Source organism: Halomonas jincaotanensis, assembly GCF_018448785.1.
In the GTDB taxonomy this organism is placed as follows: domain Bacteria; phylum Pseudomonadota; class Gammaproteobacteria; order Pseudomonadales; family Halomonadaceae; genus Halomonas; species Halomonas jincaotanensis.
The window spans coordinates 141,651-157,165 of the sequence record NZ_JAHCLU010000001.1 but is presented as its reverse complement, the minus strand read 5'-3'; the positions used below and the strand labels follow the sequence as shown (position 1 = coordinate 157,165).

General features: G+C 66.1%; 14 protein-coding genes and 1 pseudogene. 7 read left to right on the top strand and 8 right to left on the bottom strand.

Translation table 11 applies throughout. The features are described 5' to 3' along the window. The first annotated feature begins 62 nt into the window (after window positions 1-62). Together KG088_RS00770 and xthA are read left to right on the top strand one after the other, a co-directional pair. On the top strand, window positions 63-323 hold the full coding sequence (locus KG088_RS00770; RefSeq protein WP_213823578.1) for a hypothetical protein: 261 nt from the start codon (window positions 63-65) through the stop codon (window positions 321-323). Further along, window positions 323-1,152 (top strand): annotated as a pseudogene (gene xthA, locus KG088_RS00765) (exodeoxyribonuclease III). The gene KG088_RS00770 and the pseudogene xthA overlap by 1 nt, the downstream one beginning before the upstream one ends. On the opposite strand, the gene KG088_RS00760 reads toward xthA, so the two are convergent. The 7 genes from KG088_RS00760 to KG088_RS00730 form a co-directional block, all read right to left on the bottom strand. Continuing rightward, complete coding sequence (locus tag KG088_RS00760) at window positions 1,149-2,042, bottom strand: hypothetical protein (RefSeq protein ID WP_213823577.1); 894 nt, start codon at window positions 2,040-2,042, stop codon at window positions 1,149-1,151. The pseudogene xthA and the gene KG088_RS00760 sit on opposite strands and share 4 nt — an antisense overlap. A 4-nt stretch (window positions 2,043-2,046) precedes the next feature. After that, window positions 2,047-2,805: an energy transducer TonB gene (locus KG088_RS00755; protein ID WP_213823576.1), complete on the bottom strand. Its 759-nt coding sequence runs from the start codon at window positions 2,803-2,805 to the stop codon at window positions 2,047-2,049. Further along, window positions 2,802-3,209, bottom strand: coding sequence for an ExbD/TolR family protein (locus tag KG088_RS00750; RefSeq protein WP_213823575.1), 408 nt, complete (start codon window positions 3,207-3,209; stop codon window positions 2,802-2,804). Before KG088_RS00750 ends, KG088_RS00755 begins: the two co-directional genes overlap by 4 nt. Beyond that, entirely contained in the window at window positions 3,202-3,774 is a 573-nt protein-coding gene (locus KG088_RS00745; protein ID WP_250147982.1) for a MotA/TolQ/ExbB proton channel family protein, read from the bottom strand. Before KG088_RS00745 ends, KG088_RS00750 begins: the two co-directional genes overlap by 8 nt. Beyond that, a complete protein-coding gene (locus tag KG088_RS00740) occupies window positions 3,755-5,146 on the bottom strand; it encodes a MotA/TolQ/ExbB proton channel family protein (protein ID WP_213823574.1) in 1,392 nt (463 codons plus the stop codon). Before KG088_RS00740 ends, KG088_RS00745 begins: the two co-directional genes overlap by 20 nt. Further along, complete coding sequence (locus KG088_RS00735; RefSeq protein ID WP_406565575.1) at window positions 5,143-5,919, bottom strand: DUF3450 domain-containing protein; 777 nt, start codon at window positions 5,917-5,919, stop codon at window positions 5,143-5,145. The genes KG088_RS00740 and KG088_RS00735 overlap by 4 nt, the downstream gene beginning before the upstream one ends. A 120-nt stretch (window positions 5,920-6,039) precedes the next feature. Next, entirely contained in the window at window positions 6,040-7,884 is a 1,845-nt protein-coding gene (locus tag KG088_RS00730; RefSeq protein ID WP_213823572.1) for an ABC transporter ATP-binding protein, read from the bottom strand. A gap of 197 nt (window positions 7,885-8,081) precedes the next feature. Here KG088_RS00730 and KG088_RS00725 point away from each other — a divergent pair, with 197 nt between their 5' ends. From KG088_RS00725 to fhuB, 4 genes are all read left to right on the top strand, one after another. Beyond that, window positions 8,082-8,492 carry a hypothetical protein gene (locus KG088_RS00725; protein ID WP_213823571.1) on the top strand — a complete coding sequence of 137 codons (411 nt, stop codon included), beginning with the start codon at window positions 8,082-8,084 and terminating at the stop codon, window positions 8,490-8,492. Between the two features lie 61 nt (window positions 8,493-8,553). Continuing rightward, a complete protein-coding gene (locus KG088_RS00720; protein WP_213823570.1) occupies window positions 8,554-9,321 on the top strand; it encodes an ATP-binding cassette domain-containing protein in 768 nt (255 codons plus the stop codon). A gap of 60 nt (window positions 9,322-9,381) precedes the next feature. After that, entirely contained in the window at window positions 9,382-10,281 is a 900-nt protein-coding gene (locus KG088_RS00715; protein ID WP_406565574.1) for an ABC transporter substrate-binding protein, read from the top strand. Then, window positions 10,268-12,241, top strand: a complete 1,974-nt coding sequence (gene fhuB / locus KG088_RS00710; protein WP_213823569.1) for a Fe(3+)-hydroxamate ABC transporter permease FhuB — start codon at window positions 10,268-10,270, stop codon at window positions 12,239-12,241. The genes KG088_RS00715 and fhuB overlap by 14 nt, the downstream gene beginning before the upstream one ends. Window positions 12,242-12,357: 116 nt before the next feature. Here the strand turns inward: fhuB and KG088_RS00705 are convergent, their stop codons facing one another. Then, the gene (locus tag KG088_RS00705; protein WP_213823568.1) at window positions 12,358-14,235 is read right to left on the bottom strand and encodes a TonB-dependent siderophore receptor; all 1,878 of its coding nucleotides are present in this window, start codon (window positions 14,233-14,235) and stop codon (window positions 12,358-12,360) included. Window positions 14,236-14,649: 414 nt separating this feature from the next. Here KG088_RS00705 and fhuF point away from each other — a divergent pair, with 414 nt between their 5' ends. Continuing rightward, window positions 14,650-15,399 carry a siderophore-iron reductase FhuF gene (fhuF, locus tag KG088_RS00700; RefSeq protein WP_213823567.1) on the top strand — a complete coding sequence of 250 codons (750 nt, stop codon included), beginning with the start codon at window positions 14,650-14,652 and terminating at the stop codon, window positions 15,397-15,399. Window positions 15,400-15,515: the final 116 nt, after the last annotated feature.

The following is a 15,515-nucleotide window of genomic DNA, read 5'->3' as shown; positions in this document are numbered from 1 at the left end:
ACTGTCGAAGCAGGGGGCCCGGCTGCTAGAATGCGCGCCAGACACGCAAGGAGTCATGCGTCATGACACGCCGCAAGAAGACCCGTTCGCTGGCCGACAAGGTGACAATCCGCACCGGCAAGCGCAAGGATTTCAAGAAATGGCGCCACGAGAATCCCGACCAGGTGACGTCGTCGCGCCGCTTCACCCAGAAGAAACGCCAGCAGCGCAAGCTGCAGGCGGCTCGCAAGCTGGCCCGTCAGGACACCGAGGGCCAGGCGATTCCCATCCACCCGGACGCATCCGGGAGCACTCCCTCCCGTGGCGAGGAGTCCGACCGCTGATGCGTCTCGTCTCGTTCAATATCAACGGTATCCGCGCCCGCCTGCATCAACTGCAGGCGCTGATCGACGTGCACTGCCCTGCGGTGATCGGCCTTCAGGAAACCAAGGTCCAGGACAGCGAATTTCCGCGCGCCGCCGTGGAGGCGATGGGCTATCGCGTCTATTTCCTTGGACAGAAGGGACACTACGGCGTCCCCTGCTGTGTCATCCCTCGCTGTGCCCCGACGCGCCGGAGGCCGTCTGTTACGGCATGCCCGACGATGACGCAGAGGCCCAGTGCCGGATGATCGGTGTGCGCCTGACGATGGCAGACGGCGAACCGTTGACGGTATGGAACGGCTACTTTCCTCAGGGCGAGAACGTCGAGCACCCGACCAAGTTTCCCAACAAGCGCCGTTTCTACGCTCAACTGCAACGGCTGCTGGATGAAAAGCACCGGCCCGACGAGCGCCTGGCGATCATGGGCGATTTCAATATCTCTCCCGAAGACATCGACATCGGTATCGGCGAGGCCAACCGTCGGCGCTGGCTGCGCGAGGGCAAGACGAGCTTCCAGCCGGTGGAACGCGAATGGCTGAACGGCATCAAGGCCTGGGGGCTCAGCGACAGCTATCGGCTGCGTTATCCCGAGAGCGATGATCTTTTCAGCTGGTTCGACTATCGTTCACGGGGGTTCGAGCGCGACCCCAAGCGCGGCCTGCGCATCGACCATATCCTGGTCAGCGCCCCGTTGGCAGGCCATGTCGTTGACGCCGGGATCGACTACGACCTGCGCGGCATGGAAAAGCCCTCGGATCATGCCCCCGTATGGACGGAGCTTGCGATCTAGTCGCGCTGCGTCCCCTCGTCCAGCGAGGCTAACAACGTTTCGGCGCGCTCGGCACCGCGCGCCTTCGCTTCCTGCAACGCTCGCTGGGCGAGTTCCGACTCGCCCCAGGCCAATGCCAACTGGCCGAGATGTAGCCAGTCCTGACCGTCGTCGCTACGCTGGGCCAGGCTCTGCCACGCCTCGAGTGCCGCGCTGCGGTCACGGGCGGCCTGCCATGCCTGCGCGAGCAGGCGGCGATTGGCCAGGTCATCGGCAAGCTCGCCGCTGGTGATGGCCTCTTCCAGTCGCTCGGCGCCCCTGGCCGGCGTGCCACCCGCGAGGTGAAGTCGGATCAGCGTCAACAGATCCTCTCTCCCCTTCAGCACTCCCAGGCGCCAGCCGGCATCCCAGATAGCCGACGCTCGACCGACCTCATCCGCACGCTGCGCCACCGAGGCGGCACGTCGCCAGATATCGGCCTCCGCGCTGGCATCGAGACCCTCCTCCAGCAAGCTCAAGGCGCGCTCCCACTGCCCTGCCGTCTGGCGCAGGCCGATTTCTTCTTGCAGGCGACGTCGGCGCCACTCCGCCGGTGCGGCCTCGACGGCGCGCGCATCGGCCAGCAGGTCGGCGGCCTCGGCGGGTCTTTCGTCGCGGGCGGCGGCGCGAGCGGCCAGCTGCAGATAGAGGGCACGCGCCCAGCGATCGGCTGGATTGCCACCGGCCAGACGCTCGGCCTGGGTCGCGGCACGCTCGCTCACGAAGGCCATGTCACCGCTCTCCAGGCGTGCCTGCAGTGCCTCCAGGTCGGTGATGAAACTCGCGGGCAGCGCCGGCTGGGCCAGCCCGACCGTGGGGAACAGCAGGCCAAGCATGAAGGTGGCGAGTGAAGTGCGAAACGTCATGACCATGGGATTATCTCAACTGGAATTCCAGGCGCTGGCGGGCCTGGCGGAGGCGCTCGGCGGTGTCGAAGCGCCATTGCCTGACCGCCGCCAGCGCTGCCTTGTCGAAGATATTGCGGGGGTTGGCGCTCACGACCCTGATCGACTCGGGGTCAACGCGGCCGTCGCGCCGGATGACGAACTCGAGCTCGACGAAGCCTTCCAGGCCCCGGCGCTGGGCGCGCGACGGGTATTCCGGCGGCACCTGGCTCGTCGGCGTCTCCCGCCCCACATCGACCGGCACATTACTTGCCTCGGTCGCTTCGCCATCGCTCGAGGCGATATCACCTGCCGGCGGCGCGGCCGCTGTGTCTGCCGTCGACTCGGGGGCGGGCTCGGGCGCCGGTTCTGTTTCTGGTTCCGGCTCGGGGACCGGTTCTGGCTCGGGTTCGGGCTGTGGCTCGGGTGGTTGTTCGATCAATGGTGGCAGCGGCTCATCGAGTTCGACGTCGGCAAGCTCCGGCTCGGGCAGTGTCAGCTGACTATCGGGCAAGGGGGACGGCTCGGGAGTCGGCGGCGGCTCCGCGGGCGGTTCGGGAAGCGGCTCGGCCTCGGGGCGTGGCTCGGGCGTGGCCTCCTGGGACTGCGGCGCCTCGACCATGGCGAGCGGCATGGCCATTTCCAGCACGTCGATATTGTCCTGCGGAGGCGCGACGAGCAGTGCCAGCAACCAGAACAACAGCAACGCCAGCCCGACTCCCCCTGCCAACGCCAGCGGCAGTCGGATCATGAACCGCCTCGCCTGGCCGCCACGGCGACGTCCTCGATGCCGGCTTCGCGGAGCCGGTCCATGACATCGACCAGCAGGCCGGTCGTCGAATCACGGTCGGCCTGGATGACCACGCCACCGTCTTCGCTGACCAGTTCCCCGACGACATCACCGATTCGATGGATATCCACGACGTCGCCGTCGACCCATACCGAGCCCTCCGGGGTCAGGGCCACCATCACCTTGGCGTTGGGCCGGGGGGTCGCATCGCTGGATTCGGGCCGATTGATCTCCACACCGCTCTCCTTGATAAAGCTGGTGGTGACAATAAAGAAAATCAGCATGATGAAGACGACATCCAACATCGGCGTGAGGTTGATCTCGCTGGCCTCGCCGCTGTCGGCGCTGAGACGGCGTCTACGCATTGACGTCCTCCGTGGCGCGGGCCATGCGGTCGTGAAGCCGCTGATCCTCGCGCCGGATGATGAATTCGAGTCGCGTGGTGAACAACAGCCCGACGACGGCCACGGCCATGCCGGCGAGGGTCGGCAGCGTGGCGCGTGCCACCCCATCGGCCATGGCGCGGGCCTGGCTGGTCTCGCTGGCGGAGAGCCCGTCGAAGACGGCGATCATGCCGGTCACGGTGCCCAGCAGCCCCAGCAGCGGGCAGAGCCCCACCAGCAGTTTCAACCAGGGCAAGGGGCGTCTCAGCCGGGCGATCAGCTCGCGGGTCCAGACCTCGCGCAGCGTACGGGCGCTCCAGCTCACCTGGTCGTGGCGCGCCGCCCAGCGCGTCACCAGGTTGTGCCGGTCGCGCCGCCACACGAAGCGGAAATACCACCAGCGCTCCAGCGCCAGCGTGAACAGCAGCATGGCCACGCCGAGAATCGCCACCAGCACCGGTCCGCCGGACTCGGTCAGTCGCGTCAGCGGCTCGAGCCAGCTGCGGGCGTCCATTCCGACTGCCGCTTCAAGCCATGGCAGGCGCATGGTAGGACCCTTGCTGTGAAACCCGTGACGGATGGCGCTCGAGGTGCTCGGCGAGCGTGGCGCTGGCGCGCCCTTCCAGCAGCCCGATGAGGTGGCGGCTGCGGCTGGCCAGCGCTGTATGCGCAAAGAGCAGCGGCACCGCGGTGATCAGGCCCAGCACGGTCGTGACCAGCGCCTGACTGATGCCGCCGGCCATCAGCTGGGGGTCACCGGTGCCGTAGACGGTGATGGCCTGAAACGTCACGATCATGCCCGTCACCGTGCCCAGTAGCCCCAGCAGCGGCGCCACGGCGGCGAGTAGCTTGACCAGCGCCTGCCCTCGCTCGAGCCTGGGCAACTCGGCCAGCAGCGCTTCATCGAGGCGGGCCTCGAGTACCTCGGGCGCATGGCCCTGACCGAGCGACTGGAACTTGCCGAGTATACGACCCAAGGGGTTATCGGATCGATGCGAGCTCAGCGCCTTGAGTTGTCGTTTCACGCGCAGGGATACCAGCCATAGATAGGCGTACTGAAGCAGGGCGACCAACAGCCCCAGCGCGCCGAGCGCCACGACCACATAGCCGACGGCGCCGCCCTGGTGGAAGCGCTCGACCAGCGAAGGCTGTTGCGCCAGGGCCTCGAGCACCTCGCCCTGGGTCGGGTCGATGACCAGCTGCTCGCGCTCGTCGCGGGCAAAGGCCTCGAGCGCTGCCATCGCCTGGGCAGGCGTATGCTCGACCATCGCCGGGGGCATGTCGTTGTCGTCGCGCCGCAGGAAAGCACCGTCGCTGTAGGCGGCGAGATCGCCGGCGCGAATGATCTCGCGAGGCTGGACATCGCCATCGAGACCGGCCACCGGCGCGGTGAAGCGCGCGATCACCCCGGTCTGCTGGGTCAGCGCCAACAGGCTGTCGGCAAGGGATTCGAGATGGGCGGGCATCACCAGCTCACCGGCATCGCGACGTGCGGGAAGCGCAGGTCCGTCGAGCGTCAGCCAGCTTTGCGAGACGTCATCGCGCAGGTCACCGACATAGCGATTCACGACGGCACCCACGGCGTCCAGGTCGGCGTTCTGTTCACCGCGACGCTCGACCAGCGCTTCGAGCCGTTGGCGTTGTTCGGCCTGACGCGCCTCCAGCGTCTCACGACGTTCACGCTCGGCCGCGTGGCGTTCGCGGGCTTCGGCGAGGGCGCCCTCGAGCGCGTCGCGGTCTTCGATCAGCTCGGCGAGACGGGCCGTGTCGCGCTGGTTGGCGGCGTCGCGCTCGGCGCTGAACGAGCTCATCGTTGAGTCCTGCTGGGCCAATGACGATACGGGGCCGCCCAGCAGGCACAAGGCGGCCAGCGTGGCCAGCCAATGCCCTCGGCGGGCACGGCGGAGACAAGCGATCATGAGCGCTCCTCCTGCCGGCTCGCGTCACGCAGCGGTTGCGAGACGGGGAGGGTCAGCAATTCCGGCGCGCGCCGGTCACGCGCCATGTTCAGCCCTTTCTGCAGCTCTCGTCGCGCGACATCGTCCAAGGGATTCCAGTCCTGCTCGCCTGCCCGCCAGACGCCGCCCTCGCGACCATCGTTGGTCAAGTAATAGAAGCCGACGCGTCCCAGGCGTAAAAAATCCACCTCGCGCTTGCCGTCCAGCATCCCGCGCCAGGCGTCCATCTCACGGCCGTAGTCGAGTTCGGCCCGCCACGCCGAGAGCGTACGGTCCAGCCGCTCGGCGTCGTCCAGCCCGGGGTCGCTCAGCATTGATTCGAGACTGGTGACCCGCGCGCGTCGCTGCTCCTGAAGAAACGGCATATCGGCGGCGACCCAGTCGTCAAGTCGCTCGACCATGGCCCGCGTCAGGGCCGGCAGCGTCTCGCGCGTCGCCTGCGCCGACTCGAGTGCCGCCTGGCGCTGCGACAGCGACTCGGCCTGGCGATCCACGATCGGCTCGAGTTCGGCGTTGTACGCAGCGATTCGGCGCGTATCGCTTTCCAGGCGGCGCAGCGCCTGAACCATGCGGCGGGTCTGGTCATCGACGGCATCGATGTCCGCCTGTTGCTCGGCCTGGCGGAGCTGGGCCTCGATGCTCTCGTCGACCAGCGCCTCCTGAGCCTGGGCGTCAGACATCAGCAGAAGCCAGGTCACGAGAGCCAACAGGCCACGAATGCTAAACCTTTCCACGGACATTCTCCGGCGTGTGCAATACGAAAAGCGAACCCTGCCACTAATGCAAACAGTTATCAATACCAGAATACAGTGATTCCCTGTCCCGCCCCAATACCGGCGCCCCCATGACCACACTCACCCGGCGATGAGGGCGCCGCTGTCCACGGCGCCGGTCTGGACACGCCACTGCGCGGCATAGCGCCCGTTTCTGGTCAACAGCTCGGCATGGCGTCCCCGCTCGACGATGCGCCCTGACTCGACCACCGCGATCTCGTCGGCATACACGATCGTCGAGAGGCGATGGGCGATCATGATCACGGTACGGCCATGACCGATCTTGGCCAGTGAGCGCTGGATCGCCGCCTCGGTTTCGTTATCCACCGCACTGGTGGCTTCGTCCAGCACCAGGATCGGCGGATCCTTGAGAAGCGCCCGAGCCAACGACAACCGCTGGCGCTGGCCACCGGAGAGGCGCACGCCACGCTCACCCACCGCCGTCTGCAGCCCGTCGGGCAATGCCTGAATGAACGACCAGGCCTCCGCCGTCTGTGCCGCCTTGATGACGTCCTCTTCGCTGGCGTCCGGTCGGCCGTAGGCGATGTTGTCACACACCGTGCCTTCGAATAGATAGACGTCCTGGCTGACCAGGCCGATGGAGCCACGCAACGAGGCCAGGTTCAACTCGCGAATCGACTGTCCGTCGACGCGGATATCCCCCGACTGAGCATCGTGAAAACGCAGTAGCAGCTTGATCAGGGTCGACTTGCCGGACCCGGTGGCCCCCACCAATGCCAGCGTATGCCCGGCCGGCACGAGCAGCTGGACATCGCTCACCCCTTCCCCGCTGTTGGCATAGCGGAAACTCACCTTGGCGAACTCGACCTCGCCACGCACCGTTTCCGCCAGGTCGCGTCCGCCGCGATCATGCACCTGAACCGGCGTGGCCAGCAGGTCGAGAATTCGGCGGGTGCTGGCCATGGCACGCTCGAACAGGTCGATCACCTGCGCCAGGCCGGTCAACGGCCACAGCAACCGCTGGGTCAGGAACACCAGCACGCCATAGGCCCCGACATTCAGATCGCCGCGCAGCGCCATCATCCCGCCCACGGTGAAGGTCGCGAGGAAACCGCTGAGGATCGCCATGCGGATCACCGGGATGAACGCCGAGCTGATCCGTATCGCCCGCCGATTGGCCGTCACGTAGGCTTCGCTGGCCTCTCGCAATCTCTCTGCCTCGCGGGCCTCGGCGGTGAAGCTCTTGATGGTGGCGATACCCGCCAGGTTGTTGGAAAGCCGGCTCGACAGATCGCCGACTTTCTCGCGCACATCGGCGTAAAGCGGTCCTGCCTTGCGCTTGAAGTAGAACGCGCCCCAGACGATCAGGGGAATCGGCGTGAAGGCGAGCAGCGCGATCAACGGCGACAGCACGAAGAACACCACGCCCACGGCTAGCACCGTGACCACGACCTGGATCATGGCGTTGGCGCCACCATCGAGAAAGCGCTCGAGCTGGTTGACGTCGTCGTTCATGGTGGCCACCAGTTGGCCGGAGCTGCGCGACTCGAAGAAGCTCATGTCCAGGCGCTGGGCATGCTCGTAGGCGTCCTGCCGCAAATCGGACTGCAGACGCTGGGCCAGGTTGCGCCACAGCACCTGAAACAGGTACTCGAATATCGACTCCCCGGCCCAGATGAAGAACGTCAGCACGCCCAGCATCACGATCTGTTCCTGGGCCGACTCGAAGCCCAGGCGCGCCACGAAGCTCGTTTCCTGGTTGACCACCACGTCGATGGCGACCCCGATCAGGATTTCCGGGGCAATATCGAACAACTTGTTGACGACCGAGCAGGCACTGGCAGCAATGATCCGTCGGCGATACCCCCTTGCATATCTCAGCAACCTGACGAGGGCACCAAAACTCGAGGAGCTAGAGCGGGAATGATCGGCATCTGAACTCACGACAATCCTTATGAGACGCATTTATATCGGGCTACTAGCATACCCCAATCGCGGCATCCGCCATAGGCGCGCTCGCCTCCCCGACCGGCTGTAGGGCGTCGGCGACCGGGTAGCGATGACAACCCACGAGACGACGAAACATTGACAGTATCTATCGGGATCGCCTACAATCGATAATAAATTTCATTATCACTCGGCGATCTCGAGCCTGCTCCGCCATGAACGCTGAACGCTCCCGGCTGTACTACACCACCGTGTTCCTGCACGTCTCCTTCCAGGCGATCAAGCATTCCCTGGCCGGCAAGGAGAGTGATGCCCTGCCCTGCTGGCTGGACAGCAAGCTGTTGATGATGTTGTCAGCCGAACTGCAGGGTTGCCGCGACCAGGCCATCGGGTTCAGGGAGGCTCGAGTGTCTTTCGAGACCGCTTGTCACCACTGCGAGTTGCTGTTAGTGCAGTGTCCCGGGGCGCTTACCAGCACCATCTGCCATCGCCACCTCAATGCCATCCTGGCTCCGCTTCACGAAGCCATGGAAATGCTGGCAGCACCGGCGTCTGCTTCGCCTGACGGCGTCTGGCAAACCGCGACGCGTCGTCTCAGGCAACGCTGGACCGCTGGGCACCCTTGAGTTGTAAACGATAAGTCTTATCGTTTATATTGTGATCTTCTTTCACTGCGTGGAGTCGATCATGTTCGAGGTCAAGGGCGCCACCTTCGACGTTCATCACCAACGCCTACTCCACCCCGTCGATCTGACTTTCGATCCTGGGGAGATATGCGGCCTGATCGGCCACAACGGCTCGGGGAAATCGACCCTGCTCAAGTTACTGGCCCAGCAGCAGCTTGCCACCCAAGGCGAAATTCGCTTCGACGGCCGCCCGCTGCACGATTGGGGCCATCGTGAGTTCGCCCGGCAGGTGGCCTACCTGCCCCAGCATCTGCCCAGCGCCGAGAACCTGACCTGCCGAGAGTTGGTGGGCTTCGGACGTTACCCCTGGCATGGCCTGCTGGGCCGACATACTCGCGAGGACACGGCCGCCATCGAGCGCGCCATCGGCCTGACCCATACTGACATGTTCGCCGACCGCCTGGTGGATACGCTTTCGGGAGGTGAGCGTCAGCGAGTGTGGCTCGCCATGCTGCTCGCCCAGGGCAGCCGCTTCCTGCTGCTCGACGAGCCGCTGGCGGCGCTGGATATCGCTCACCAAGTCGAGGTCCTGGCCCTGGTGCGGCGCCTGTCCCACGAGCTCGGCCTGGGAGTGATCATCGTCTTGCACGACGTCAACATGGCTTCGCGTTACTGCGACCAGTTGGTGGCCCTGCACAGCGGCCGGGTGCTGTCCCGCGGCACGCCCGCCAGGATGATGCGTGGCGAGACCCTCGAGGCCATCTATGGCGTACCGATGCAGGTGATGCCCCACCCGCATACCGGCCACGCCATCGCCGTTGTGCAGTAGTCGACGAGCAACGCTTGGCGCCAGCCACTCCAACAACCTTCGGCCGCAACGGAGGCCTTCTTGTCACCACCCGCTTCCCCTGCCCGCTCCATTCGTTATCGGGCCGGCGCGGTATGGCTCGTCGCCCTCATGCTCTCCACGACACTGCATGCCGAGCCCGAGACGCCCGCTGTCGTCACCCTGGACTGGACACAGGCCGAAACCCTGGTCGCGCTGGGTATCGATCCCTTGGGCGTGGCCCAGATCGACGCCTATCATGACTGGGTCGGCGAGCCACGGATGCCCGAATCGACTGTCGACCTGGGATTGCGCAATCAGCCTAATCTCGAACTGCTGGCCAGCCTCTCGCCGGACCATATCCTGATCTCGCCGATGTTCGCCAACCTGACGCCGCGGCTATCGCGCATCGCCCCGGTGGAGAACCTCGCGCTTTACACCCCGCCAGGCGATACCTGGGGCCAGATACGTGAGCTGACGCGCGAGACCGGCGCCCTGGTCGATCGTACCGATGCCGCGGAGCGGTTAATCGAGACAACCGAGAGCCGGCTAGAGAATCTCAAGGGTCGGCTCCCGGACGCTTCAGCCCCGCTGCTGCTGGTGCAGTTCATGGACGCCCGCCATGTGCGGGTTTTCGGCGCCAACGGCCTCTATCAGGCCGTACTGGACCGCCTCGGGCTCACCAACGCCTGGACCGGCACGACCAATGACTGGGGATTTTCACTGGTGGGTATCGAGCGGCTCGCCGGCATCGAGGCTCGCCTGGTGGTCGTGGAGCCCTATCCCGTCGGCGTTCCGGCCGAGTTGCAGGAAGGCGGGCTATGGCAACATCAAGCTAGCGTACGCGACGCCACGCTAATCACCCTGCCACCGGTATGGAGCTTCGGCGCCTTGCCGTCGGCCCGCCGCTTTGCCGAGCAACTGGTTGCCGCGCTCGACGAGGCCACCTATGTCGACGACTAGCCAGCAGCGCCTCTCTCCAGCGGCGGTCTGCCTGCTGTTTGGCATGATATTCGTAGCGGCGGCCATCACCCACCTGGCCGCTACGGATATCGGCGACAGCTTGCGCTCGCTATGGACGGTCACGCCGGGAAAGGTCAACTCCTTGACGCTGCATTACAGCTGGTGGCCGCGATTGAGCATGGCGCTACTGGCCGGCGGCGGCCTGGCGCTGGCCGGCGTGCTGATGCAGCAGGTGTTGCGCAATCCGCTGGCCGCGCCCACCACGCTGGGGGTGGCCAGCGGTGCCAATCTGGCCCTGATGCTGGCGACCCTGATGGCGCCGGGACTGCTGATGCTGGGGCGGGAATGGGTGGCGCTGGCGGGCGGCGGCGGCGCCATGGCCCTGGTCATGGCACTGGTATGGCAGCGTGGCCTGGCCCCGGTAGTGGTGGTCCTCGCCGGCCTGGTGGTCAACCTCTACGCCGGGGCACTGGGCATGGCGCTGCTGCTCTTCCATCAGGAGGCGCTCAAGGGACTGCTGATCTGGGGGGCGGGGTCACTCGCCCAGAACGGTTGGAGCGATGTCGTGTTCCTGGCCCCGCGCGTACTGCTCGGCGCCCTCGCGGCCTGGCTACTGCTGCGCCCCTTGTCGGTGCTCGAACTCGACGATGCCAGCGCCCGCAGCCTGGGCGTGTCACTGAAACATCTGCGCCTGGCAGGGCTCGGGCTGGCGGTCTTCATCACCGGGTGCGTGGTCAGCGTGGTCGGCGTCGTGGGATTCATCGGCCTGGCCGCGCCCAACATCGTGCGACTGGCGGGTGCCCGGCGGCTGGGCGCGCGCCTGGCCTGGTCGACGCTACTCGGGGCGCTGATGCTGGCCACGGCCGATCTACTGCTACAGCACTCATCCGGGGCGCTGCCGACGCTGATTCCTACCGGCGCCACCACGGCCGCCTTGGGCGCCCCGCTGCTGCTGTGGCTGATACCCCGGCTGCGCCTGGGCGGCCGACAGCCCACCGCGTCACGACTCGACGTCAAGCGTCATCCTCGGCCGACCCGCTTGGCCTTGGGTCTGGCGATGCTGTTGAGCGTTGCGGTCATCCTGGCCGTGACCCTGGGCCAGACGGCCGACGGCTGGTTCGCCAGCCTGGCGGGAGACGTGCTGCAATGGCGGGTTCCTCGCCTGATCGCCGCGGCCGCCAGCGGCGTCATGCTGGCCATCGCCGGCACGCTGATCCAGCGCATCACCGCCAACCCGATGGCGAGCCCGGAAATCCTCGGCATCAGTGGCGGCAGCGCCATTGCCCTGATCGCCGCCATCTATCTACTACCGGCCCCCGGCAACCTGACGCTGGTCGGCATCGGCACCCTCGGAGCGCTGACGACCCTGGCGATCCTGGTTTTACTCAACCACCGTAGCGGCTTCGTTCCCGAACGCCTGCTGCTGACCGGTGTCGCGATCACCGGTGGCGTCGATGCGGTACGCTCTATCGTGCTCGCCGGCGGCGACCCCCGCGGCCAGCAGATCATTGCCTGGCTGTCCGGTTCGACCTATTACGTGGATCTGCCCAGCGCCGTGATTGTCGGCGTGCTCGCCGTGGCCCTGGGGCTTGCCGCCCGGCCCTTCACGCGCTGGCTCGACATCTTGCCGCTGGGGGCGGCCACCGCCACCGCCTTGGGAGTGAGCGTCGACCGCGCCCGGTTGAGCTTGCTGCTGCTGGTGGCGCTGCTGACCGCCAGCGCCACGCTAATCGTCGGGCCGCTCTCCTTCGTCGGGCTGCTCGCGCCGCACATGGCGAGGCTGGCGGGCTTTTCCCGTGCGCGCGATCACTTGCTCGGTGCCGCCCTGATCGGGGCCTTGCTGATGGTGTTGGCAGACTGGCTGGGCCGACAGTTGCTGTTTCCCCAGGAAATTCCCGCCGGCCTGATGGCCTCGCTGCTGGGAGGCGCCTATTTCCTGTGGGGATTGCGGCGGCTGTAAGTCGGCGACGACGAGGCTACTCCTCTTAATCAGCGAATCAGCAAACGCAGCGCAACATCAAAGGGGCCACCCTTTCGGGCAGCCCCTTGCCAACATTCCCGTATAGATCAGCCGTTTCAGTATTGCCAGGTGAGGTTGGCCATCACGCTACGTGGCGCCCCATGGAAGGCCTGGTCCCACTTCAGGCTGGTCAGGTACTTTTCGTCGGTGAGGTTGTTGACGTTCAGCGAAGCCGTCAGGTTTTCGTTGATGTCATAACTGGCCATCAGGTCGACCAGGGCATAAGCGTCCTGACGGGTCTTACCATCGACGAAATCACGCTCGCGCTCGATATCGTCCTGCCAGCGCAGTCGCGCGCCCACCTTGAGCGCGTCCAGGGCGGCCGGCCGATAGCTGGTGGTGGCACGCACCAGATGGCGCGGGATGTAGGTATTGGTGGCCTCGCCGTCGGCGTCCTCGATCTCAAGGTGAGTATAGCCGACGCTGGCCTGCCAGCCCGGGGCCAGCTCACCGGCGAGCGTCACCTCCACCCCCTCGCTGGTGATGCCGTCGCCGCCCGTGAAGACCGCGGTGCCGTCGGGCCGGGTGCCCGCCGGCTGGGCGACGTTGTCCTGTTCGATGCGGAACAGCGACAGCGACGCATCGGCGCCGCCGTCGAACAGCTCGGCCTTGAGGCCGACCTCCTGGCTGACCCCGTCGACGGGATCGAGATAGTCGCCGTTGCGGTCGATGGCGGTCTGGGGCTGGAAGATCTCGGTGTAGCTGGCATAGAGCGACGCCTGATCGGTGATGTCATAGATCAATCCCGCATAGGGCGTCAGGACGTGATCGGAGGACGTGTCCTGAGAAACGCCGTACTGCTCTCCTGTGGTATCAAACCAGCTCAACCGTGCACCCGCCACCGCCGTCCAGCGCTCGGCGAGGTCCAGCTTGGCGGCGCCGTAGACGCTGCGCTCCTTGACAGTGGCATCCCCATCGGTCCCGGGGAAAGCCACCCAGGCATCGGGCTCGGGGTAGCGACCGTCCCAGTCGTCCAGCGGCGGCAGCCCCTGGCCGCCCGCATCGAAGCTCGCCGTGGGATCGCGCGATTCCTGCTGGTTGCGGCTCTGGCTCCAGTCCGTGCCCACCACTAACTGGTGGGTGCGTCCGAAGGCGTCGACGTCGCCCTTGGCGTGCAGGTCGGCCACCCACTGCTCGAGGTGGCGATCGTACTTGCTGAGGGTCAGCTGCTCGTCGGCGATGCGCCCAGTCGCGGCATCGGGCACGCCGTAGATATAGAACAGCTGGGTGTCGGAAAGCATGTCCAGGTGGGTGAGCGTCCCCTTCAGCGACCAGGTCTCACCGAGGGCCTGCTGCACCTCGAGGAAGCTGCGGTGCGTCTCCACTTCCCAGTAGGACCAGTCGGGCGCCGAGGAGGTCGAGACATCGTAGTCGGTGGGGTTGCCGGTACTGTCATAGAGCGGCAGCGAGCCCCACATGTTGCCGTCGGTGTTGTTCTGCTGCCAGGTGTGGCCGAGGGTCAGCAGGGTGCTGTCGCTGACATCGGCTTCCAGCACGCCGTAGAGCAGCCCCCGCTCGCGGCTCAGCCGGTCCAGGTAGGAATCGCTGTCCAGGCCCGCCGCCACCAGGCGCCCGCGGACGCGACCCTCGGTGTCCAGCGGCCCGGCGACATCGGCCTCCAGGCGCCGCTGGTCCCAGGAGCCGACGGTCGCCGACACCGAGCCCTGGGGCGCGTAGGTGGGTCGCTTGCGCACGAAGTTGACCGTCGCCGCGGGACTGCCCGACCCGGACATCAGGCCGGTGGCGCCGCGCACCACTTCCACACGGTCGTAGATCGCGGTGTCCATGTCGCCGTGCACGTTGTTGTAAGGCATCGGTACACGCACCCCGTCGACCTGGAAGTTCGAGATCTCGAAGCCCCGCGCCGTGTAGTAGGTGCGATCCGTCTCGAGGCGCTCCACCGTCACCCCGGGGGGTGCTCTCCAGGACGTCATTGGTGGTGTCGAGGTTGAAGTCCTCGATCTGGGCCCGGGTCACCGTCGAGACGGACTGCGGCGTCTCGCGGGGCGTGAGGTCGAGTCGCGTGGCAGTGCTGGTGAGCGGCACCCGATAACGCTGCGTGCCCTCGGTGACCACCGACAGGGCCTCGGCCTCGACGGTGATCGTCTCGAGCGCCTCGGACTGGGCCAGTAACATGGGGGAGCCGAGCAGAAGGGTACTGGCGGTTGCCAGGCCAGCGCCGCGGCGCACGGCCCGAGTATGGGCAGCGCGAAAACAGGGAGATGAAGCAGGTAGTGGCATAGTGGGCAGGCCTTGTCGGGAACATTTTAATCTTATTGACAATCTTTCTTGTTCGCATTCAAATATACCGACTCCTTCAAGGCATGACAACTCGGCTGACCCGCCCCATGACCCCAGCCCTTTCCTCCCTTTGTGTTGGTCCTCTCGAGGGTCTGACACCGCCACGCATCTCGATGGCCCTCGGTGCTGACACCCTGCCCGCCCGTGAACTGCTCGACCCGGCCCGCCTCGCGGCCCTCTTCGACCGCTTCGGTATCCAGTATGGGCATGGCGATCGCCGGGCGGTGGGCTCACTATGGTCCAAGTGGTACTTCAGCGTGCTCAGCGCCCACTCCCTGGCTGCCAATCTGCTGCTGGAGCGCGACCTGCCGCTGGGGCTCGACGACCTCCATCTTCAGCAGTCCCCCGACGGGCGGATCAGTGGCCTGACGCTGCGCCATGCCGGGTGCCCGCTGAGTGATCTCGCCCCCTATCCGCGCTTCGCCACCCTGCTGGACGGCAATCTAACGCCTCTCATCGAGGCCCTGGCCGCGACCACGGGGGCCTCGCCCAAGGTGTTCTGGAGCAACGCAGGCAACTATTTCGAGTATTTCGCCGGCACCCTGGCTGGCCACCCCATGGCTTTACCAGGGGTGGCCGAACCCGCCCAGGTGCTGATGAAGAGCCGCACCCTGCCCGACGGCCGTCGGAATCCGCTGTATCGTCCGGTGCGCTACGTCGAGCCCGTCGCGCCGGACCGGCCCCGCCGCGTGCGCCGGCTCTGCTGTATTCGTTATTTGATCGAGGGGCTGGGCTATTGTACCAACTGTCCAATGGGGTGCCGGCGTACCACTAGAATCGCGAGGGAGGACGGGTGATTTTCTCGACCATCGACAGGCAGGTACATGCGCACAAAGACCTGCTGGCCTATGGCCCAAGGTTACGGGCTCGTCTATGGGATGCCCGGGCTGTCGTCTCGCGAGCCAAGCAGACG